15 protein-coding genes are annotated in these 20,774 nt (G+C 68.1%); 11 read left to right on the top strand and 4 right to left on the bottom strand.

Annotation, left to right across the window (positions count from 1 at the left end):
• Nucleotides 1-96: 96 nt before the first annotated feature.
• Nucleotides 97-825 carry a Crp/Fnr family transcriptional regulator gene (locus ACFU7Y_RS11625; protein ID WP_380767603.1) on the bottom strand — a complete coding sequence of 243 codons (729 nt, stop codon included), beginning with the start codon at nt 823-825 and terminating at the stop codon, nt 97-99.
• Between the two features lie 473 nt (nt 826-1,298).
• Here ACFU7Y_RS11625 and ACFU7Y_RS11620 point away from each other — a divergent pair, with 473 nt between their 5' ends.
• The 9 genes from ACFU7Y_RS11620 (at nt 1,299) to ACFU7Y_RS11580 (ending at nt 7,796) form a co-directional block, all read left to right on the top strand.
• The gene (locus ACFU7Y_RS11620) at nt 1,299-2,090 is read left to right on the top strand and encodes a hypothetical protein (RefSeq protein ID WP_380767602.1); all 792 of its coding nucleotides are present in this window, start codon (nt 1,299-1,301) and stop codon (nt 2,088-2,090) included.
• Nucleotides 2,091-2,099: 9 nt separating this feature from the next.
• Nucleotides 2,100-2,519, top strand: a complete 420-nt coding sequence (locus ACFU7Y_RS11615; protein ID WP_380767600.1) for a hypothetical protein — start codon at nt 2,100-2,102, stop codon at nt 2,517-2,519.
• A 368-nt stretch (nt 2,520-2,887) separates the two neighbouring features.
• On the top strand, nt 2,888-3,436 hold the full coding sequence (locus ACFU7Y_RS11610) for a GNAT family N-acetyltransferase (protein WP_380767599.1): 549 nt from the start codon (nt 2,888-2,890) through the stop codon (nt 3,434-3,436).
• A gap of 511 nt (nt 3,437-3,947) precedes the next feature.
• The gene (locus ACFU7Y_RS11605; RefSeq protein WP_380767597.1) at nt 3,948-4,229 is read left to right on the top strand and encodes a hypothetical protein; all 282 of its coding nucleotides are present in this window, start codon (nt 3,948-3,950) and stop codon (nt 4,227-4,229) included.
• Complete coding sequence (locus tag ACFU7Y_RS11600; RefSeq protein WP_380767595.1) at nt 4,183-4,710, top strand: DUF6879 family protein; 528 nt, start codon at nt 4,183-4,185, stop codon at nt 4,708-4,710. Before ACFU7Y_RS11605 ends, ACFU7Y_RS11600 begins: the two co-directional genes overlap by 47 nt.
• Nucleotides 4,711-4,749: 39 nt before the next feature.
• Complete coding sequence (locus ACFU7Y_RS11595) at nt 4,750-5,598, top strand: helix-turn-helix domain-containing protein (protein WP_380767593.1); 849 nt, start codon at nt 4,750-4,752, stop codon at nt 5,596-5,598.
• A gap of 308 nt (nt 5,599-5,906) precedes the next feature.
• Complete coding sequence (locus ACFU7Y_RS11590) at nt 5,907-6,293, top strand: ATP-binding protein (protein WP_380767592.1); 387 nt, start codon at nt 5,907-5,909, stop codon at nt 6,291-6,293.
• A 392-nt stretch (nt 6,294-6,685) separates the two neighbouring features.
• Nucleotides 6,686-7,255 carry an SMI1/KNR4 family protein gene (locus ACFU7Y_RS11585; RefSeq protein ID WP_380767590.1) on the top strand — a complete coding sequence of 190 codons (570 nt, stop codon included), beginning with the start codon at nt 6,686-6,688 and terminating at the stop codon, nt 7,253-7,255.
• A gap of 43 nt (nt 7,256-7,298) precedes the next feature.
• Nucleotides 7,299-7,796, top strand: a complete 498-nt coding sequence (locus tag ACFU7Y_RS11580) for an ISAs1 family transposase (protein ID WP_380767609.1) — start codon at nt 7,299-7,301, stop codon at nt 7,794-7,796.
• A 330-nt stretch (nt 7,797-8,126) separates the two neighbouring features.
• Here the strand turns inward: ACFU7Y_RS11580 and ACFU7Y_RS11575 are convergent, their stop codons facing one another.
• Nucleotides 8,127-8,534 (bottom strand): hypothetical protein, encoded by a 408-nt coding sequence (locus ACFU7Y_RS11575; RefSeq protein ID WP_380767588.1) that lies wholly within the window; start codon nt 8,532-8,534, stop codon nt 8,127-8,129.
• Between the two features lie 84 nt (nt 8,535-8,618).
• Between ACFU7Y_RS11575 and ACFU7Y_RS11570 the strand changes: the two genes are divergently transcribed.
• Nucleotides 8,619-8,801, top strand: a complete 183-nt coding sequence (locus ACFU7Y_RS11570; RefSeq protein ID WP_380767586.1) for an integrase — start codon at nt 8,619-8,621, stop codon at nt 8,799-8,801.
• Between the two features lie 97 nt (nt 8,802-8,898).
• On the opposite strand, the gene ACFU7Y_RS11565 is transcribed toward ACFU7Y_RS11570, so the two are convergent.
• The gene (locus ACFU7Y_RS11565) at nt 8,899-9,696 is read right to left on the bottom strand and encodes a hypothetical protein (RefSeq protein WP_380767584.1); all 798 of its coding nucleotides are present in this window, start codon (nt 9,694-9,696) and stop codon (nt 8,899-8,901) included.
• 42 nt (nt 9,697-9,738) lie between these two features.
• Nucleotides 9,739-17,265, bottom strand: a complete 7,527-nt coding sequence (locus ACFU7Y_RS11560) for a ricin-type beta-trefoil lectin domain protein (RefSeq protein WP_380767582.1) — start codon at nt 17,263-17,265, stop codon at nt 9,739-9,741.
• A 406-nt stretch (nt 17,266-17,671) separates the two neighbouring features.
• Between ACFU7Y_RS11560 and ACFU7Y_RS11555 the strand changes: the two genes are divergently transcribed.
• Nucleotides 17,672-20,701 (top strand): DNRLRE domain-containing protein, encoded by a 3,030-nt coding sequence (locus ACFU7Y_RS11555; RefSeq protein WP_380767581.1) that lies wholly within the window; start codon nt 17,672-17,674, stop codon nt 20,699-20,701.
• Nucleotides 20,702-20,774 lie beyond the last annotated feature (73 nt).

Here is a 20,774-nt window from a genome sequence, read left to right as displayed (position 1 = left end):
TCGAATCTGAGAAACCGTCAAATGATGGCTTTCCCAAGGTGATTGAATTAGTCATACGAATTTTTGGGCTGGGGAACAGGCCTGGGAGCCGGAGTTTCAGGAGAAGGCGATGCTGCCCAGCAGTGCGAGGTCCTCCACCTTGAGGGAGCGGTAGCCGGTCGACACGGCGCCGGAGTCGCGCAGCCGGCGCAGGGCCTTGTGCACGGTGGGTTCGGCGGCGCCGGAGAGGGTGGCGAGTTCCGGCTGGGTGATCGGCCAGTGGATCACCGCTCCGGCGCCGGCCGGCTCCCCGTAGGACACCGCGATCTGGTGGATCACCCGGGCCAGCCGGGTGGCGACATCGCAGCCGGTGAACTCGATCCGGCGGGCGTTCGCGGCCCGCAGCTTGGTCACGATGGACTCGTTGACCGCCTGGGCGATCCGCGGTTGCCTGCCGGTGAATTCCAGGAACTCCGCCCGGGCCACCACCCTGGCCGTCACCGGTCCGCAGGTGGTGACGGTCGCCGAGCGGGGTCGGCCGTCCACCGCGGCGAACTCGCCGACCAGGTCGCCGTTCATCCGCACGGCCAGCAGGGCGTCCCGGTCGTCGGGAGTGCGCCCGGTCACCTTGACCACGCCTCCCAGCAGGATCAGCAGGAAGTCCGTCGTGTCGGATTCCCTGATCAGCACGCGCTCCGCGGGGTAGCGCACCGCGGTGCCGAGCGTCAGCATCCGTTCGCGGTCGGCCGGGGCCAGCCCGCCGAGCAGGCTCGACAGCGGCCATGCCCAGTCCCTGCCCGGATGCTTGCGCGGCCGTGCGTCCGCGGTCCCGGCGGCGTTCCGCACCCCGCCGGGCTTCCGTTCCCCGCTGGCGCCCCGTACCCCGCTGGCGTCCCGTACCCCGCCGGTGCACCGTTCCCTGCCTGCGCGCCGTATCCCACCGGTGTTCCGTTCCGTGCTGGCCATGCCCCACCCGCCCCGTCTCGCGTGTGCCCCGCTCGCCCGTACCGCGCCGGTGCGCCCAGTATGCGCTCTTCGCCGGAATGCGGTAACCGTCTGCGACGACTGCGGGCGGTACTGCGGGCGGGCCTGTGGCGACCCATGGTGATCCCCCCGGTATCCGTTGGGATCCATGGCGGCCCATGGCGATCCGTAGCGATCCGTGGCGATCCCCCGCGGATCGACGGCGATCCCGTATTCCGACGGGATCGCCGACCCGGATCGGCGGCAGGCTGGGAACCGCGGCGGGCGGCGACGGCGTCGGAATGGTCCGACGGAGCCGTGGCGGCCACGCGCGACCGGTATCTCAGGAGGCTTCGATGGATTGGGAGTTGGCCTACCGCGCGGTGCTGGCGGTGGACATCGAAGACTCGTCGGGGCGCGGGGACACCGCACTGATGACGATCCGACGAGTCCTCGCGACGACGCTGCGGGAGTCCTTCGAGCAGAGCCGGATCGACTGGTCGGCCTGCCTGCGGGAGGACCTGGGCGACGGGCTGCGCGTCACCGCCCCGGCCGGGGCCGCGAAGGCGGCCCTGATCCACCCGCTGGTGCACGAGTTCACAGCCCGGCTGCGCGCCCACAACCGGACGGCCGCACCGGCGACTTCGATCCGGGTCAGGATGGCGCTGCACGCCGGCGACCTGCGGCTCGGGCCGGCCGGTGAGGTGGCCGGACGGCCGCTGGAAGTGCTGTCCCGGCTGCTCGACGCGCCGGTGACCCGCACCGCCCTGGCCGCCGCCCCGGCAAACACGGTCGCCGTGCTGGTCCTGTCACAGCACTTCCATGAGGACACGGTGCCGCACGGGTACCCCGGGATCGACCCGGAGATGTTCCGCGAAGTGACCGTCCGTTCGAAGGAGTTCACTGCCCCGGCCTGGCTCGGGCTGGCCGCGGCACCGGCGGCTCTCTCGGGGCCGTCAGGGCCGACGCACCCACCCGGCCTACCCGGGCCGTCCGGCCCGTCGGCTTCGCACGGAGCGCTGTCGACCGTTGCTGCGTCGGAGCGGCCGCGAGGCCGCTCGACGATGGTGAACAAGGCGTCCGGCCAGGGCGTCGTCTACGCCGTGCAGAACGGCGACCAGCACATCAACGCCACCACGAGGCCCTGAGGGAGCAGCATGGATCAGGAACTGGCCGCACTGGCGGAGGCGGGGGCCGCAGTCCTGGTGAGCTCGATGGCCACCGACCTGTGGCAGTCCGCCAAGGAGGCGGCGCTCGCGGTCTTCCGCCGCCTGGGCCGCGGCCGGCAGCTCACGGTCGAGGCCCAGCTCGACAACAACGCCGCGATGGTCCAGGAGGCCGTCCGCCCCGAGGAGGTCCGGCAGGCGCTGTTCGCCTTCTGGACCCTCGAGCTGGCGGCCGTCCTGCGCCAGGACCCGGCCGCGCGCGCGGAACTCGTCAGAATGGTCGCCGGGTTCGACGCCGGGCGGCGGGAACCGGCCCTCGAACAGAACAACACGGCCCGCGACTCCGGTTCCGTCTACGCCGTCCAGCACGGCGACCTGCGGGTGTACCCGCAGGCGAACGACCAGACCTGATTCGGGCCCCCGGACCTGGCCCCGGGACCCAACCCCGCTGGGAGTGCGGCCGCGTGGCGGTGTCGCCGCCCGGGCCGCCCACGGGGGTGGCGGCCCGGGCGATGGCCCGCCCGCCTGCGCGGTCAGAACCTGTTTTCAGTCCCTGGGACAGGCCAGCTCGGTACCTTGCCACTGAACTTGAATGCGCGATGTCGGGACTTGGTGCTCGGTGGTGACAGGCCCAGCTCGCGGCTTCCCGGTGTGGCCAGAGCACGAGGAAGATGTTCGCGTGAGCCAAGATCTGCCACCGTTGCCGACGGCTCAGAGGCTGCTGCCGCTATCGGTCGTCTGAGGCTCCTGTCCGGAGGGCATGCGGTAGGTTGCCAGCCATGACTGAGCTTGGACCTGTTGCCTGGGCGCCTGCCCCGATACGGACCGAGCGGCTCGTGCTCCGCGAGCCCGAGGCCCGGGACCGAGCGGCGTTCATCGAGCTATTCGCCTCATCAGAGGTGCGCACCTACCTGGGCGGCCCCCGACCGCGTGATGAGCTCGAGCGTGCGGTGCCTGAGGTGCCCGGGCGGCGCCCCGGCGTGTTCGCGGTCGATCGCGACGGGGCGATGATCGGCATCGTCACGCTTGACCGGCGCGACGCGGAGCGTCCTGGTCACGTCCGTCCGGACGCCGGGGATGCCGAGCTCAGCTACATGTTCCTACCGGAGGCGTGGGGATGCGGGTACGCCGCCGAGGCGTGCGCGGCGGCGCTCGACTGGTTCGCCGGCGCGCTTCCCGGCGAGCCCGTGGTGCTCTGCACCCAGACCGCCAACGACCGCTCGATGCGGCTCGCGGCGAAGCTGGGGTTCACCGAGGTGGAGCGGTTCGAAGAGTACGGCGCCGAGCAGTGGTTCGGCGTGTGGTCCTCGGTCACGCCGTCCGGTTGAGCGCCTCGAAGCGTTCCACGGCCCGCAGCTGGATCCGCTCCCGCGCGGCCCTCTCAGCGTCGGTCAACCCGCCGCCCTGCGCGTATCTCACAGCTCATGGCTACCGGACCCGCCCAGCAGCTGTCAGGCAAACAGCCCCGACATCACGCTTTCAGGTTCAGTAGCTGCCCGGACCCAAGGCTTTCAGCGAGGTCCCGGCAAGGCAGCGCGGGCCGACGCTGGGTGACGACGAGGCGGAAATGCAGCAGGTAGCGGTCCTGCCAGCGTCGGCGGTGAAACGCGGCGCATAGGGGCGAAACGAGACCATGCACTACATCCGGGGCCTGATCGCCGACAGCAAGATCCGCGCCGCCTGACCGAGCCGAGGGCCCGAGGCCGGACGATTCCGCCTCGGGCCCCGCGGTGCGGCGCGTGCTGCCTGGCTGTGCCCGCGCGCTCTTGACGGCTCGTCAGTCGAGCGGAACGGTGGGAGGCGCAAGGACTCGCAACCGGCTTGGCAGGAGGAGCGGTCATGGCACTACGGTTCAGGGGCATCGACCCGGACACGCCCAACGGCGGGTCTCCGACCGTGTGGCTGGAGGACCAGAAGGCGGAGATCGTCATCCAGGGCTGGCTGCCCGACATGGAGATGTACCGCGTGATCAGCGAAACCCAGTGGGTGGAAGGCCACCCCACCGGTGTTCCGGACCACGAAGGCGTCGTCCGGATCCCGGTCCGGATGATCCCGTTCCTGCGAAAGGTGTGCGATGAAGCCGAGCGTTCCGGACTTTGGCGCCCTGCTGAGGAGCGCTGACCGCTCCGCGTGCCACCTGGAGATGCGCGACTCCTACATGGACGACCCGGTGTTCGCCGACTGGCGCGCCGGCCTGCCGGTCGAGCGGCCCGAGGCGTACGACCTGCCCGAGGAGTACACCGCCTGGGCCGCCCTGGTGCGGGAGACGGTCGGCCGCGGGGTGGTGATGCGTCGGGCCCGGATCGTCTCGGAGCCGGTCACCGCCTACATCCGGTGGGAGCACGCGATCACCGAGCGGCACAACGTCGCGCTTGGCGAGCAGGTCCGCTGGCTGCCCAGGTCGAAGGCGTCCGACCTCGCCCTGCCGGGCAATGACCTGTGGCTGGTCGACGAGCGCCTGGTCCTCTTCCACTGGTTCACCGGTGACGGGGAGTGGGCCGGCCACGAGGTCACCGAGGACCCGGCCGTGGTGAAGATGGTGACCGGCGCCTTCGAGGCGGTCTGGGACCGGGCCGTCCCGCACGCGCAGTACGTCGTCTGACCAACCCGTCCACCACCACCCCGTCGGGCAGCCAGCACCATGTCGTCGTCCCCGTCGTCCAGCGTCATCGAGGCCCGCAAAGCGCTCGCCAACCGCCTGGTCGGTCTGCGCAAGGACGCAGGCCTGACAGGCGGCGAACTGTCCGCCCGCTGCGGATGGCACCCGGCGAAGACCTCCAGGATCCAGAGTGGCAAGTCCGCCCCGTCCGAGGACGACCTGCGCGCCTGGTGCACCACCTGCGGCGCCGAGGACCAGGTCCCCGATCTCATCGCCGCCGCCCGAGCTGTCGACTCCATGTACACCGAGTGGCGCCGCATGGAACGCGCCGGGCTGCGCGCCGCGCAGGAGTCCGTCGCCGCCCTCTACCGCCGCACCCACCTGTTCCGCGTATACGCCAGCCGCGTCATGCCCGGCATGGTCCAGACCCCCGAGTACACCACCGCCGTCCTGCGCTCGATCCAGCGCGCCCGCGTCGAGGTCGACGACGTCGCCGACGCCGTGGAGGCCCGCCTGGAACGCCAGCGGATGCTGTTCTCCGGCCGGCACCGCTTCGGCCTGCTCATCGAGGAGTGGGTGCTGCGCGCTGCGGTGTGCGATCCGGAGACGATGGCGGCCCAGCTCGGCCACCTGCTTGCCGTTTCCTCCAGCCCGTTCGTCAGCGTCGGCGTCATCCCGACCAGGCCCGGCCGGCCGTACCTGCCAGTCGAAGACTTCTACCTCTTCGACGAGGCAGAGGTGGCCGTCGAGCTGACCTCCGGCTACCTGAGGATCACCCAGCCGCGCGAGATCGCCGACTACGTGAACACCTTCACCGACCTGGCGTCCATGGCCGTCCACGGGGCCGGGGCCCGTCAGCTGATCACGGCGGCCATAGCCACTCTCGGGTGACTTCGCGCAAGATAGCGCAACCTCGTTGAGGGCCCGGCCGCGCACTCCCTACCGTCGATCCGTCGCCCGCCGTGACGGACCGGACACCCGGGCCCCGGCGGGCGAGTTGGGACCGCTGCGCGGGCCCGCCCCCCGTCGGGTCCGCGCAGCCGTCACCGCCGACGAGAGAGCGGAGTACCGCCGTGGCCGCGCACCCCATGCCCCGCCCGCTAGCCACGGCTGCGGCCGCACCCGGACGTCGCCGGCCGGGTGCGAGGTCCGCGGTGACCGCCGCCGAGACCCCGACACGGCCCCCGGCCGCTGAGTCCGTGAGGCTGCTGTTGCCCTACGAGCCACAGTCCGCCGCCGCGGCGCGACGCCTGGTGCGCACCACGCTGCGCGGGTGGGAGCTGGAGGACCTGGTCGAGGCCGCCGAGCTCGTTGTCAGCGAGCTGGTCGGCAACGCTGCGAAGACCGGCTGCCGGCTGACGATGACGGTCACCGTCGAGCGTGTCACCGACCGGTGCGTGCGGATCAGTGTCCGCGACGGCTCCCGCACCCTGCCTTGCCTGATCGAGGCGGGCCCTGCGGCCGAGTCGGGCCGCGGCCTGGCCTTGGTCAACCACCTGACCGGCGGGCACTGGGGCGCGACGTTGGAGACGTTCGGCAAGACCGTCCATGCGGATCTGCGCACCCGCTCTCCCAGCCCGGCATAGCCCCAGGGCACCCGTGCCCCGGTGCGCCGGGCCGGCCCTCTACTCAGCTCGGGATCCGTCCCAACCAGGCCCGTAGCACCGCTCTCTTCCAGCTCGCCACCGAGATCCCGTCCGCGATCCTCGCCCGCACCCTGGGCATCCACACCGACGTCGCCGTCGCCTGGCAACGTCTCTCCGCGGGCGACTGGGCCACCTACGCGGCCGAGGTCAGCCGCCGCACCAACCGACCTGCCCCAACCTGACGAGGAGAGGCAGCTCAAACCGCTTCTTCGGTTGCTTGTGAAGCATGCTCAGCCCACCTGGGCGAGGCATCGTGTCGGAGCCGCTCAGTACGATCACGCCGCCCCTCCGATCCCCTGGCGACTGCTACTCCCGAGAAAAGGTGCGACCCCATGCCCGACCACCTGCTGACCGTCTTCGCCATGCTGGGACCTGGGGGCCGTCGCTTTGCCGACCCGCAGAGCTGGACACGACTTGAGGCGGAGATCGGAACAGAACTCCCATCAGACTACAAGGAGTTCATCGACGAGTACGCGCCGGTCCGAGTCAACAGCCACCTCTCCTTCGATCATCCGGCTACCGAGCGATGGAACCTCCTGGACGAGATCCGGCAGACCGAGCAGGCCTTCCGTGACGCCGACTGGGACGGCCTTCCGCACCCTGACACCGGGGCCGAGGGAGTCCTGATCCCCGCGCTGTCGACTGACTTCGGCTTCAAGGTCTTCCTCAGCCGTAGCCCGCGGACGCCCGGCTGGAGTGTGGTGGTGCACGACCGGGACGAAGGCGGGTACTGGGAACACGCCATGAGCTTCGCGGAGTGGCTCCACCGGCACCTCATCGGCGAGGAAGTCATCCACCCAAACGGAACGTACATCTATCCCGGACCGGTCAAGCTCGAACACCTCCCCATGAGCCCGGGCGAACGCACTGTCCCCTGGTATGGCCCCGAACGCGGAATGTGACTCCTCGACCACGGCATTCAGACAGTTCCAATAGCCGACGTCACTGCACCGCCGACTGCGGTCACTGCCGTGGAAGGACGTCACCGCGAGGCGCTATGACCGCGAGATGGGCCACGGCCGCAAGGAGACCCGCGTGACCAGAGCCCTCACCATCACCGGCCTCGGCCTGGACTTCCCGCACGCCGTCCAGGCCGTCCGCATCCTGCGACACCGCACCGACCTCAAGACCGGCACGGTGAGCCGCCAGACCATCTACGCGATCACGGACCTGACCTCGCAACAGGCATCACCCCAGCGCCTGGGCCAACTCGCCAGGTCGCAGTGGACCATCGAGAACCGGCTTCACTTCGTCCGCGACACCACCTTCGCCGAGGACGCCTCGAAGATCCGCAGCGGCCACGGACCCGAGAACATGGCGACCCTCCGCAACCTGGCGATCAACACGCTGCGGCAGCACGGATACCGCAACATCGCCGCCGGCCTCCGCCACGTCTCCTACGAGCCCTTCAACAGGCCGCTGGACCTCTTGGGTATCGCCTGACCAGCCGGTCTACATGATCACCGGGACTTTGAAACACCCCTGACCCCCAGTCACCCCGGCCAAACCCCGGATCTGATCACTCTCAAATCAGGTCGGTGGATTCGGGCTCAGGGACTGACCGCTATTCACGAGGGTACAACAAGCCACTTCACCATGATCTTGGCGCGCCGTTCACCACGTTCGACCCGGACGCGCGCGACCAGGAAAAAGAACACTGAATCGCCCTTGGCGAACAGTAGCGCCGAGCCACCGAAAGCCAAACGCCGATCATCAGGCGCCTTGAAATTTCGGGGCCCGAAGCGAAGATGCGCATCGGGCCCCGAACTCAAATTAGGCTACGAGTTTACGAACCGTTCTCGGCATCACGGTGAAAGCGTAAGTGATGCCAAGTACGATGAACAGCCCGACCTGCCAGAATCCCACACCAACGAAGGCCAAGGCGGGCAGTGACAGCAGGCATGCGGCAGCGATGCGGACGTCTTTCCCCCACGCTGCCACTACGGAAAGCAGCATCAGCGACACCAGGCCCGGGGCGTTGATGTAGACAAAAATTGGCAATATAAGCCCGTAGTAATCCTCAGGCCCCAGCCGCGCATAGCCGTCCGCATCGTGGCCGCCGGGTGCAAAGGGTGCCATCAGCAGAAGAAGCAGATATACCGGCGCCGCACAAACAGCCAGATACCGCAGCGTGGCATGAACAAGCCATCCAGGCCACGAAGCTGCTACTTTCTTCAGCATCCGGAGATGCACCTGCCTTCTTCAAAGGTTCGATTGATCTTTGTACCAATCATTGGAGCCGCGTTCATACCCTGGTCAACCGGGTTGTCAGCCATATTGTCCCGTGCGATCAAGGAACTCCTCGGCCACGCCCACATCGGCGTCACCGCCACGGTCTACGCCCACGTCCGGCTCCGCCTCCAGCGCCAAGCCATCGACACCCTCGGCGACGCCCTCCGGGCAACGAAGACCCCTGACGACCCGCCAAGTGCAGAACCCGTCCGCTGACGTTGCCGTCAGCGTTGCCGTCAAGACGCCGCAGGGCCCCACCGAGGAGGATGGTGGGGCCCTGCGCTGCGAGTGCAGCGAACCTATTCTTCGACAGTCAGATGAAGGGCCAAATATTTACATTCCGGAATACGTCGGCAGCCGCTTCGATAGCGACCGCATCAGAATCCGATTTAGAATCACCCCGAAGGCGATCCGCCGTCATATCGGCTAGCTCTTGAGATTTCGCAATAGAGAGCGCCGGCCTCAGCCATCGAATCCACTCGGCAATCATCCGGAGTCGGTACGGGCTGATCTTTCGGCGACCATCCGTCTCCACCGCCGACGTCGAATGAATCAATTTGATGGCAGCCGCAAGCCGGTTGAATGGGAGGTCATGGGCCGAAAGAATCAATCCGAGTTCATCGGCTGGCTCCAATAGAGACCCTTCAATGCCTCCAATCTGGGGCAGAGGATAGCCTGGGACAGCGGTAAGGTCACGCTTTCCCCCACCCGAGTCAATCAAGACGTCAATGCGGGAAGCGGCACCCGGATCATCAACAGAGACGGTGACCCGATGCGCACCTACCGCGCCGAGCCTTGTGTAGTAGCAAGACGATCCCGTGGCATCGGCAACTGAAATGACACCATCGCCCAGCAAGAGGTTTCCGTCGAAGATCACCGCGCCATCGCATGGCCCCAACCTGCTCCAGAGCCGGACTTGTACGAGCCCACTCTGGGCCCTAGCGGCGACCAGAACGTGTTCACCCGAGGCCGCCTGCGGAGCCCCACCGAGTTCCAACTTGCCATCCAGCGGCACTGTCGCGCCAATAGCGACCACCGGATGATTCAAGTAGACGGCGACGCTACCAATGTTCATCTTCCCACCAAGCTTCGAACTGGCGAATTTGACCACGTGCCGGGCCCACCCTAAGGGGAGAGGGCCCGGCACGCAACATCATTCCTCTATGTGATCCGGCAACAGTTTGCGGAGATAATCGGGCGCACTCAGGTATCCAGGCATTCCAGGGAATGTTGGGTCATGATATCCGTGATTCCGCAGAATTTGCTGCCCTCGCTGCACAGCTGTTGCCTGCTCACCGCTACAGACTGGACAATGCGGGTACAGGTCCTGCGATGCACCTGGCCGAGTAAATCCCGTCGACGGCTGGTGGTCGCCGATCATTACCCAAGACGGGTCGGATTCTCCGCATGTGTGACAGGGCAACCCCTGCATTGCCTCACTTTGTGCTGGACTTACCACAGGCCCGGTCGCAGGAACCGATTCCCCGGCGTGAGGGCCAATTTGGAGAGTGTCCGCTTGCCTCTGCGTCAACGTGATATCGCAATTGTGGACCAGGACCGGCGTGGCTCCTGCGAGCACATAGTACGTGTGGAGGTTTGCGACGGTCAGGTTGTGGGCGGTTTGCGGTGCCGTGGTGTAGGTGTGGGTGGCGAGGAGAACGACCAGGCCGTGGCCGGGGGAGTAGAGCTGGTGGCCTGCCTGGAGATCTTGGGCGTTGGTCCAGGTCTTGGTTGTTTCATCCCAGTAGGGGTGGTGGGCGGTCGAGACCAGGGTCTCGGTTGCCTGCGGGGTGGTCTTCTGTCCTGGGGCGGACAGGGTCAGTTCCGTGAACTGGGTGTCGTCGTGACCGATGATTTTGGCGGTGACGGCTTCGGATGAGCTCTCGCCGGTTTGAGGGTCGGTGGCCGTGACTGCGTCGCCTGGCTGGATTTCGCCGATAGGCCTGGCGCTGCCGTCGGCCATTAGAACCGGGGTGTCCGGGGGGAAGCTGTTGCATCCGATTCGTCCCGCGCCATTGATCTCCCTGATGATTCCCTTGGCAACGATGCTTTCAATTTTGGCTCCGCTGACAAGGGTGGCGAGAGATTCGATGGCTCGTACGCAGCTGCCTACTGTCTGGTTTTTGGCGCAGTTCTCGACCTCATCCAGCCCCATTACTTCTTTGGTGGTCTGCCAGATCTTCGACGCAACGTCTTTGATGCTGATTGCGCGCTTGTCCTTGACGTGGCCGTTCTTGAGTACCTGGGTGTAGATGTACTCGCGGTTCACGGAGAGGCCGGTGTCGACTGCCATCTCGTAGTAGCGGTGCTGGGCGTTGACGCTGACGTAGTCGCTGGTTTCTGCGGTGTTGCTGAACGTGATCGTGCCGCCGTGGCAGTCGTAGAGACCGCCGCACTCCTCGGACTTCAACCCGTTCGGATCAGAGCGGTCGACGGGGTTGTTCTCGCTGTAGGCGTAGGCGTTCCACTGTTGTGGGTTGGCCCGGTCGAGGATGGGGTCGGGGCTGATGAATCGGCCGGCGGTGGGCTGGTATTGGCGGGCGCCGAGGTTGGTGAGGTTGGTGGTGTCGTCTTTGGTGCCGCCGACGTAGCCCTTGGTGCCGAGCCAGGTTCCGGGTGCGGGCTGGTTGCCTCGGGGGTTGCCGAAGGGGTCGCTGGTGCGGCGGGTGGTGGCGGAGGTGGCGAGGTCGATGCTGGTGGTGCCGGTGCCGTGGTGGTCGGCGGCCTGGACGACGAAGGTTCCGGCTGCAGTGCCGGCTCCTTGGCGGACGATGGTGAGGCCGCCGGGGATGGGGTAGTAGCGGGCGCCGGTCTGGGTCTTGTTCGTCGTCGCCGTGTTGACGGTGAGTTCGTCGGTTCCGAGGGTGATGGTGTTTCGGCCGGGGTTGCGGCGGATGAGCTGGTTGCCGTCGGCGTCGTAGAGGTAGGTGGTGGTGGTGTTGGGGACGGTCCACTTCTGCCCGGCCGGGACGGTGCTCGTGCAAGTGCTGAGGGCCAGGGCGGTGTTGATGGTGGTGACGTCGCCGGGGACGGCGAGGCACAGGTTGGAGGCGGGGTTGTGGATGGTGCCGTCGGGGCGGGTGTTCCAGGTCTGTGCGGCGGAGTTGTCGCAGGTTTGGAGCTGGACGGCTGATCCTGCGGTGGTGCCCATGGCCTGGACGCACTTGTCGAGGACGGTGAGCTTGCTGTTGGCGACGGTGTAGAGCTGGCTGCTGCTGTTGTTGCAGGTGTTGATCTGCAGGTTGGTGCCGTTGGCGTTGCTGGCGCCGGCGGTGGTGATGCACGTGCCGCCGTTGCCGGTGATCTGGGCGGGGGCGGTGTAGGCGGCGAGCTTGCCTTCGCTGTTCCAGGTCAGGGCGGAGGTGCCGGTGCCGGGGACGCCGGTGCGGATGGCGGTGGTGTTGCCGGCCGCGTCGTACTGGGTGGCGCCGCTGGCGGTCGTGGTGGTGCCGGTCTTGACGGTGGATCCGAGCAGGGCGTGGGCGCCGCCGGTGCCGCCGCCGGTGTTGGCCGCGGTGGTCGGTGTGTTGACCGTTCGGGGGGCCGGGAACTGCTGGGTGGTGGTGACGTCCTTGGCGGGGTCGCCGTACTGGTCGTGCTGGATCAGGGAGGTGCGGTTGCCGGTCAGGTCGTAGGTGTACTCCTGCCAGTAGGGGGTGCTGCCGCCGACGGTGGTCTTCGCCGGGGCCTTCGCGCCGCTGGTGGGTGTGGTGTTGGTGCAAGCTCCCTGGTCGAGGGTCTTGTGTTGGAGCGGGTCGGGGGTGGTGATGGAGCCGGTGTCGCTCCAGGCGGTGGTGAGGCGGCCGAGGTAGTCGTAGGTGAAGCACTGACGGTCGGTCGCGGTGGGGTTGTTGTCGGGGATGTTGGTGATCGAGGTGATCGAGCCGGAGGGGTTGTAGGTGTAGTTGGTCTGCTGGACGGTGCCGAGGGTGGAGGTCTGCTTGTCGAGGAACTGGCCGCGGATGCGGCCGGTGGCCTGGTCGTAGTCGCTGGTGGCGACGACCTGGCTGCCCCACGGGTTGACGGTCGAGCGCAGTGGTCGGCCGTAGGCGTCGTACTCGCTCTGGACGTCGTAGGTGGTGGCGCCGGCGTAGGAGAACATCTGGCCGTAGCTGTTGTTCGAGTACGCGAGTTCCTCGTATGGCAGGCCGCCGGTGGCGGGAAGGGTGAGCTGCCTGGGGCTGCCGGTGAGCGGGTCGTAGGTGGTTGCGGTGGTGTAGGTGTAGGTGCCGGAGTCGAGGCCGGCTTCGGAGCCGGGGATGGTCAGGGTGGTACCGGTGGGCCGGTAGCCGTTGTCGTAGCCGGTGACAGCGGTCGTGTAGGCCTGACTGCCGCTGCTGCTGCCGCCGACGTAGCGGGTGGCTGAGGCGGGCTTGCCCTTCATCACCGTGTCGAAGGTCCACGCGGCGAGCTGTGCGGCGGGTGTGGCCGTGCCCTGGTAGAGGCCGGTCTTCCGTCCGAGCAGGTCGTAGGTGTAGGTGAGGACCTGGCCCTTGGCATCAGTCGAGGTGGACATGCGGGACGCACTGTCGTAGGTGCGGGTCGTCGTTCCGGTGTCCGGGTCGTTGGCGCTGGTCTGGCGTCCGCGCAGGTCGTAGGCGTAGGTCCAGGTGTTGCCCGCGGCGTCGGTCATACCGGCGCTCTGGCCTGCCGGAGTGTAGGTATAGCTGGTGACGGCTGCGTCGGAGACCTGTCCGGTGGCGGTGGCGGTGCGGTACTGCCACGCCTCGGTGGTGCGGCCGCGGGCGTCCGTCAGGATGGTGCTGGGCCAGGCGCCCTGCGGGGGAACGACGTCGGTGCGGCCGGCGTCGGGGTAGGCGGTGGTGGTCTGGTTCTGCAGGACCCCCAGGGACCAGAACGCCGAGGTGACTTTCCGGCCGAGGCCGTCGAAGGTCAGGCGCGTCTGCGCCGGGATGTCGCTGTTCGGGGCGCTGACGAGTGTCGTCGAGGGGCTGGAGGTCTGGTTGTACCAGGCGGCGTTGGATGCCCAGGCCCGGCCCTGGGAGTCGTACTGGGTGTCGGTGATGAGCCGGCCGGTGTAGCCGGGGCCTGCCGGGGAGGACTGGGTCTGACGGGTGCGGGAGAAGCCGTCGAGCAGCGTGACCTGCCGCATGTAGACGGGAGTGGCGCCGTCGAGGGTGAGGGTGGAGGTGGTGGTGGTCGACGGGACGCCGGTGGTGTTCGAGACGTTGTAGCTGAACGTCAGGTTGGCGTTCGGCTTGAGCGCCGGCGTGCGGCCGGGCAACCAGACTGCGGTCAGGCGGCCGAGAGCGTCATAGGTCTCGGTGACCGTCTTGCCGTTGGCATCCTTGACCGTCAGAGGCACGGCCCGCAGGCTGTCGAAGGTGGTGACGGTGTCCCAGGTGCCACTCGCGGCGCCGGGGACCGGGGCCGAGACGGTGATACTGGTAGGCAGTTCACCGGCTGCGGGAGCCGCGTAGGACGTCGTGCTCGTGGCGCCGTTCGGGTGCTGGGCGTCGGTGCTGTTCGGGTCGGTGGCGGAGATGGGCCGGCCGTACGTGTCGAACGCGGTGGTGCTCACGGTCGTGAACACGGGTGCGCCGGTGCTGTCGTAGCGCTCGAGGACCTGCTTGGCCGTCGGGTCGGCAGTCGCGCCGGCCTGCTGGAAGGACTTGCCGTCGTAGAAGACCCGCTCCCTGGCCACGGTGTTGCTTCCCGTAGCCGGGGCGGTGCATGCATCCGTGCCGGAGACGGTGAGGGTCTCGGCGATCAGGTCGGCGCGCTGGGCGTCGGGACCGGTGGCGTAGGCGGCGCGGGTGCACAGATCCGGCAGGCCGTCAGCCTGGTCGAGCGAGGTGATCAGCCGGTTGCCGTGGTTCTCGTCGCCGGTGGTGGTCTTGGTGGTGGACCGCCAGGTGTCGTCGGCCTTGCGAGTGCGGTTGGTGGTGCTGTTGACCGTGGCCGGGTAGCGGGCGACGAGGTCCGGCAGGCCGTTGCCACGGGGCTGGGTCGCCGTGGTTCGCTCCCGGGTCGCGCTGTTGACGACCTGTGCCATGGTCTTGCCGGTGGTCAGGTCGATCGTCTCGGTCTGCAGGACCTGGCCGGAGAGCCATTCGACGTCGGTGACGTTGCGGCCGAGGGCATCGGTGAGAGGGGGGACGGTCCGCTGGGTGCCGTTCTTGCGGACGTCACCGTCCATGCCCGGCCGGTAGGTGGTGACGGTCCGGGTCTTGGGGCCGTCGTTGCCGCTGCCGACCGTGACGGTCACCGTGGAGAACCCGCGGAAGTCGTTCCAGGTGCGGGCCTTGGGGTCGGTGAACTGGCTGTCGTCGCGGTGCCAGGCCGCAGGGCCGTAGTCGTAGCTGGTGGTCTTGGCGGGCGCGCCGGTGGCGAAGTCGTTCTCGGCGAGCGTCCGGACGGTGTAGTGGTTGAACCAGTCGAGGACCGGGTCGGCGCCGGCGACGGATCCCGGCACGACCCAGCGCACCGGGAAGCAGGCGCGGGTGTTGTCGTCCTCGGCGGTCGGCATCACATGGTTGACGCGGGAGCAGTCGCGCTCGTTGTAGTCGACGGTGAGGACACCGCCGGTCTCGTTGCGGATCTGCTGGATGCGCGGCCGGTTCATCCGCGGGGGCGCCGGGACGAGGTCCGATCCGTCGACCCGGTTCGCCAGCATGACCGCCGTGAACGACACCGCGGGCGTGCTGACGTTCGGCGTGGCGGTCTTGCCGGTGCGCTGCACGGAGTCAAGCCACAGGACCCGCTGGCTGAGGGCGTCCTTGGGGTCGCTGGTGACGTCCATGGGATCGAGGAAGGAGTGCTTCAGCTCGTAGGAGTCGACGTCCTGCCAGGCGTTGTTGACCCGCACCTGGGTGGTGACCGAGGTCAGCCGCTTGGTGGTGAAGTACGTCGGGCTCGGAACGGTGCATGTGCCGGTGTCCTTGCACTCCTGGTCCACCGGCACGTCTGGCCAGTTGTTCTTGTTCGCTACCGTGCGGTTCGCCGGGTCGCAGGCGGAGCCGGCGGCGAGGCATCGCTCACTGGTGGCGAAGGCGATCCGGGCCGCGGGCTGGAGTGTGCCCTTCGCCGCGACCTGGTCGCTGAGGCGCTGGCCGTAGTCGATACGCGAAAGCGTGTTCGCTCGGGTGTACGACGTCAGCGTTCCGTTGCCGTTGTTCTGCCCTGCACCGCGGGAGTAGTTGTTCTTCTCCGGTGCCCACGTGTAGGTGATCAGGTTCCCGTGGGCGTCTACGACGTAGTCGAGGGACAGGCGCTGCCACATCTGGCACCACGACGCCTTGCCCTTGGCGGAGTCGTAGCACGGGTCGCCGCTGTTGGGGGCGTAGACCGGCACCGTGGAAGCGGACTGGGTGGCGGGGTCGCTCCTGTCACCGCCGGGCAGGTGGTTGAGCCCGAAGTAGAACACGGTCCCGGAGGCGTCGGTGACCTTGGCGTAGGCGCCGTTGTAGGTGCCGTTGCCGTTGGCGGGATCCGCTCCGAACTCGACCCGGGTGCCGTCGTCGTTCTTCAGCCGCCACACATCGGTGGCCTCGTCGGACGTGGCCGCCGTCGTGGACTCGCGCACCAGCGGCCCGGCGTGTGAGCCCATGGACAGCGTGGCGTTGAAGCCGCCCCAGCACAGGTCACCGGACTTGGTGATGCCGTCCTTGTCGCACGGGGTGTAACTGCGCTCGATGAATCCGGGGTTGAAGTCCCAGCCGTCACCGACCCAGGACGCCTGGGCGTTGGTGGCCGAGGTCTTCCCGTCCACCGACGACGAGTTGTACCCGAGGGACACCAGGGGGTCAGCGCCGCCGAGCGCCCGCGGAACCTCGACGTTGTAGCTGTAGGTGAGCGCGCCGGAAGAGCTGCCCGCGGCCCAGCTTGACGAGTTCGACAGGCTGGTGGCCTGGTAGCTCCCTCCGCCGCCGGAAGCGCCCGTCTCCGCGCCGAGAAGCACGGCTCCGGCGCCGACGGTTGTCGAGGTGCTGGAAAGCGCGGCCTTGACCGCTCCGCCGGCCGCCTGCGCGGGCTGTGCGCCGGTGTGGTCCGCAGGAAGTTCCAGGTCGGCGACCAGGCGCTTCGACGCGGCGTCGTAGGCGGTGGGCACCGGGGTACGGACCAGGCAGGACGGCACCTGCGGTGTGGTCAGCGCGCAGGACGGCATGGTGACCAGGCGGCCGCGAGAGACGAAGTCGCCGACCGTTCCGCTCGCCGAATCCAGTGCCGCGACATCGACGGCGACCTTCACCGCACTCTGCGCGCCGTCGTTTCCGGCGGACGGTGTGCCGCCCGCAGGCGTGGCGACGCTCAGGGAGAGCAGGAGGCCGTTCACCTGGGCGGCGTCTGCGGTCTTCGTATCGGCCTGCACGACCGTGACCGCGTCCGGAACAGAGCCCTGGTCGGATGCGCTGACCCAGACCGGGAGCGTCCCGGCACGTGAGGGTGTGGCCGTCAGGTCCGCCGTCGCGCTCTTCTGCTCGACGGGGGTCCGGGCGGGTGCGGTGTTCGAGGCCGCAGGCACGGGGTAGTGCGGAGCGGTCTCGGCCGGTTTCGGTGCCGCTTCGGCGTTGACCGACGGGGTACGCGGCAGCGGGGTGTTGGGCGGCGACCACACCCGGGAGAAGTCGGGCTCCGCCGCGACGGCCTGGGAGACGACAGGTCCCAGCAGCGATGAGGTCAGGGCCAGCACCACGGTGCAGGCTATGCGCCCGCTCACCGGTGGCGACCCGTTCCTTCTGCGAATTTGCATCGATGGTCCTTTAGCTGACTATGAGTTAACTAAGGCCTGGTAAAGGGCGGGTGGATTCTATGGGAGGGGCTGAAAGTTGACCTCTTCGTATCAAGAACACGGCATGTGACATGCATCACCCCGAGATGGGTGGGTGTGTCTATGCCAGTCAATGCGGATATTTCGGAAAGAAAATCGTTGACGACCCGTCCGATTCCCTGAGACCGTCCGCCTGGCCTCTGCGCGTCCGGCGCCGAGGGTTCAGACCAGGGAAAATGCCATGGGTGCTCCAGGTAGGGATATGACTGACAGTCGACCATCGCTCGAGCGCGCCTCCAGACCGCGATCCACTCGACTCCGCTTCTCGTCACTGGCGGCACTTCTGGCGCTCACGGTGACGCTGCCCGGCCTCGCGTCGCCTCCTGCCGCAGCCGGCTCGGCCGCCGATCCGTGGCAGGCCGCGCAGGAAGCCGTCACCGCCGGGGACGCCAAGCACGCAGGGGAACTGCTGGATCCCCGGCCCGCCGAGCTGGCGCTCGCCGAGGCGAAGAAGACCGGCAAGGACGTCCCGGTGCCGTCGCTGGCGGACGAGTTCAGCACCACGGTCGCCACACCCTCCGGCAGGCTCCGCCAGGAAAGGCACCTGGACGCCCAGCGCGTGAAGCGCGCCGACGGGTCGTGGGCGGCGCTGGACGACACACTGCTCAAGCGGCCCGACGGCAGCCTCGCGCCGGCAGCGGCGAGTGAGGACCTCGTCATCTCGGGTGGCGGCAGCGGCACGCTGGCGACCATGACGACCAAGGACGGCAAGCAATTCGCCGTGGGCTCGCCGTTTCCGGGACCCTTGCCGGCCCCGACCGTGAACGGCAACAGCGCGTTGTATGCGTCCGTGGCACCGGACACGGACCTGAAGGTGACCGCGACCCGGTTCGGTGGCTACAGCACCGTGCTGATCCTTCACACGCCCGCCGCCGCCGCGAACCCGGCGGTGCGCTCGCTCACCTTCCCCACCAGCACCAAGGGGGTGGAACTGTCCACGAACGAGGACGGGAGCCTGAAGGCGGTCAGCGAAGGCAAGGAAGTCTTCACCGCCCCCAAGCCGCAGATGTGGTCGGCCGCGCCCCCGGCGTCCGGGATCCGGCCGGAGGGCACCACGCCGACGCCGGCCCCCACGTCGGTGAAGGCATCGCTCACTACCCAGGCCTCGGCGGCGGCACCCAGTCCGACGAGCACGCCGACTGAGGGCGGCGGCTCCGGCGGCACCCGCCCGTCGCCGGACGCACCGAGTTCGGCAGACGGCCCCGGGGCCGGGGCCACGGTCGCCGATATTCCCGTGACGACCGGAACAGCCACGAACGGCAGCAAGAGCATCGTGCTGTCACCCAGCCCGGACCTCCTGGACGGACCGAACACCAGCTACCCGATCTACGTCGACCCGTCGTGGTCGAATGACGCCCGAGGCAAGAGCCACCACGCCTGGGTACAGTCCGCATACCCGACCGGCAACTTCGACGTCACCGGTCCTACCGGCCCCCACCACCCTGGTGTCGGATACCAGGGCTGGGAAAGCAAATTTGGCATCGAACGGGCACTGTACGAGTTCAACCTGAACGGCTACATGCCCGACACCGCCATCAACTACGCCAACCTGCGCGTCTGGCAGTACGTCTCCGCCGAAGACACGTGCACCACCACGCACCCCGTGAGCGCCTACCGGGCCGGAGCGTTCGACAGCAGCATCTCCTGGGGCACCCACCACATCTTCGAATTCCTCGAAGGCAAGGACGTCCCCGGCAACGGAGGCCGCGGCTGCCCAGGCGGTGTCCCCGTCGACTTCAATGTCACCAGCGCGATGCGCAACGCCCTCGCCGACATCAACACGCCCCTCGCGTTCGCTCTCATCGGCATGGAGGGCACCGGCGACAGGGTGGCGTTCAAGCGTTTCGCCTACGACGCCGTCCTGTCCACCGAGTTCGACCACGTTCCGCTGCAGCCGGGGGACCCCCGTGCCCTGCCGGCCCCGCGAAGTGTCACCCGAGGTGAGGGCGATGCCTGCGGCGACGGGACGGTCTCCTCGTTCCGCTGGGTGACCGACACCACGGTCAACCTGACCTCGGTCGTCAACAGCTACAACCAGGGAATACTCACTGAGTTCGTGAGACTCTGGGACAACGCCGTCGACGGCTCACCCATCGTCAGCCAGGGCTGGTCGGACTACGCCCCCAACGGCAGCCGCGCCTCCTACACCGTCCCCCGCTTCACCCTGCAGGACGGGCATCACTACGGCTGGGCCGCCCAAGGGGACGACAGCTACCTCCGCGGGCCGGAGACGGCCATGTGCCACTTCGCCGTCGACACCACCCCGCCGGTCGCCGCGTTCGGCACCTTCACCAACCCGGACACCCAGTTCCCGCCGTCCGGAAACGGCCAGACCACCAACCTGCGCCTCGGCCAGGAAGGGTCCATCCCCTTCACGGCCTACGACCCCAACCCCTCGGGCAAGCTCGCCTCAGGCGTCGTCTGCGTCCGCTACGGCTACGACCCGCGGCTCGCCAACTACACCCAGAACTGCGCTGCGGCCGGAAGCACCCTGAACGTCACCGAGATCAGGACCAAGCCCACCCACTGGGGCACCAACGTCCTGTACGCCCAGGTTTTCGACGACGCCGCGAACGCCTCGCAGACCATGTCGTACTCCTTCTACGTCCCCTGGGCTCCCGGCACGGTCGCCTTCGGTGACACCACCGGCGATGCGAACCCAGACATCCTCGTTCCCGACAGCGCCGGCAACCTGATCACCCACGGCCGGGCCACCGACCCGGGCAACACCAGCGTCCCCCCGACCGGCACCGCCGCCCCCGCCAGCCAGGCACCCGAAGTCAGCTCCGGCCGGACGTGGAAGGACTTCAAGGTCACCCACCGCGGCTCCCGTGACCCGGGAAAGAACACCGACGACCTGTTCGTCCACCGCGACGGGGGCGACCAGCTCTACTACTACGCCAACTCGGAGTCCGATCCGGGCCGCTTCACCCTGGGCACCGCAGCAACCCTCGACCGTCCCAACTGCTCCGGGAGCGAGGCCAGCTGCCCCGGCTACCACCAGGACGAGCAGTGGAGCTACACCAGCCAGATCACCCCGATCGGCTCGGCCAAGGACACCCGCACCCCCAACCGTGAGGTCAAGGACGCCACCGGCTTCCTCGCCGTGGAAGCCGGAAACCTCTGGTACTACCCGTCCAAGCCCAACCACACCCTGCGCGCGCCGAACCTCGTCGCCGCCGGCGGCTGGGACACCCTCGACCTGATGGTCCCGGGCAACACCCTCGCCGTCGATCCCGCCGGCACCACCCCGGTCACCCCGGCCCTGTGGGCACGCGCCCGCACGACCACGGGCAACCGGACCGGAAGATTTCAAGTCCAGTGAGACAGTCGTGACGCTATGAGGTTTGTGGTGCGGGTTCCCTGCGCTTGGCCGGGTCATTGATCCAGGCCGTCTG

It is taken from the genome of Kitasatospora sp. NPDC057542, from assembly GCF_042801945.1.
Classification (GTDB): Bacteria; Actinomycetota; Actinomycetes; order Streptomycetales; family Streptomycetaceae; genus Kitasatospora.
The sequence above is the reverse complement of the archived record's forward strand: the minus strand, read 5'-3'. Positions and strand labels throughout refer to the sequence as shown.

Bases quoted from the DNA above. Each gene is read 5' to 3' on its own strand.
- ACFU7Y_RS11575 (WP_380767588.1), bottom strand. From the start codon at position 8,534: ATGCTGAAGAAAGTAGCAGCTTCGTGGCCTGGATGGCTTGTTCATGCC.
- ACFU7Y_RS11610 (WP_380767599.1), top strand. From the start codon at position 2,888: ATGACTGAGCTTGGACCTGTTGCCTGGGCGCCTGCCCCGATACGGACC.
- ACFU7Y_RS11595 (WP_380767593.1), top strand. From the start codon at position 4,750: ATGTCGTCGTCCCCGTCGTCCAGCGTCATCGAGGCCCGCAAAGCGCTC.
- ACFU7Y_RS11605 (WP_380767597.1), top strand. From the start codon at position 3,948: ATGGCACTACGGTTCAGGGGCATCGACCCGGACACGCCCAACGGCGGG.
- ACFU7Y_RS11600 (WP_380767595.1), top strand. From the start codon at position 4,183: ATGAAGCCGAGCGTTCCGGACTTTGGCGCCCTGCTGAGGAGCGCTGAC.
- ACFU7Y_RS11620 (WP_380767602.1), top strand. From the start codon at position 1,299: ATGGATTGGGAGTTGGCCTACCGCGCGGTGCTGGCGGTGGACATCGAA.
- ACFU7Y_RS11585 (WP_380767590.1), top strand. From the start codon at position 6,686: ATGCCCGACCACCTGCTGACCGTCTTCGCCATGCTGGGACCTGGGGGC.
- ACFU7Y_RS11615 (WP_380767600.1), top strand. From the start codon at position 2,100: ATGGATCAGGAACTGGCCGCACTGGCGGAGGCGGGGGCCGCAGTCCTG.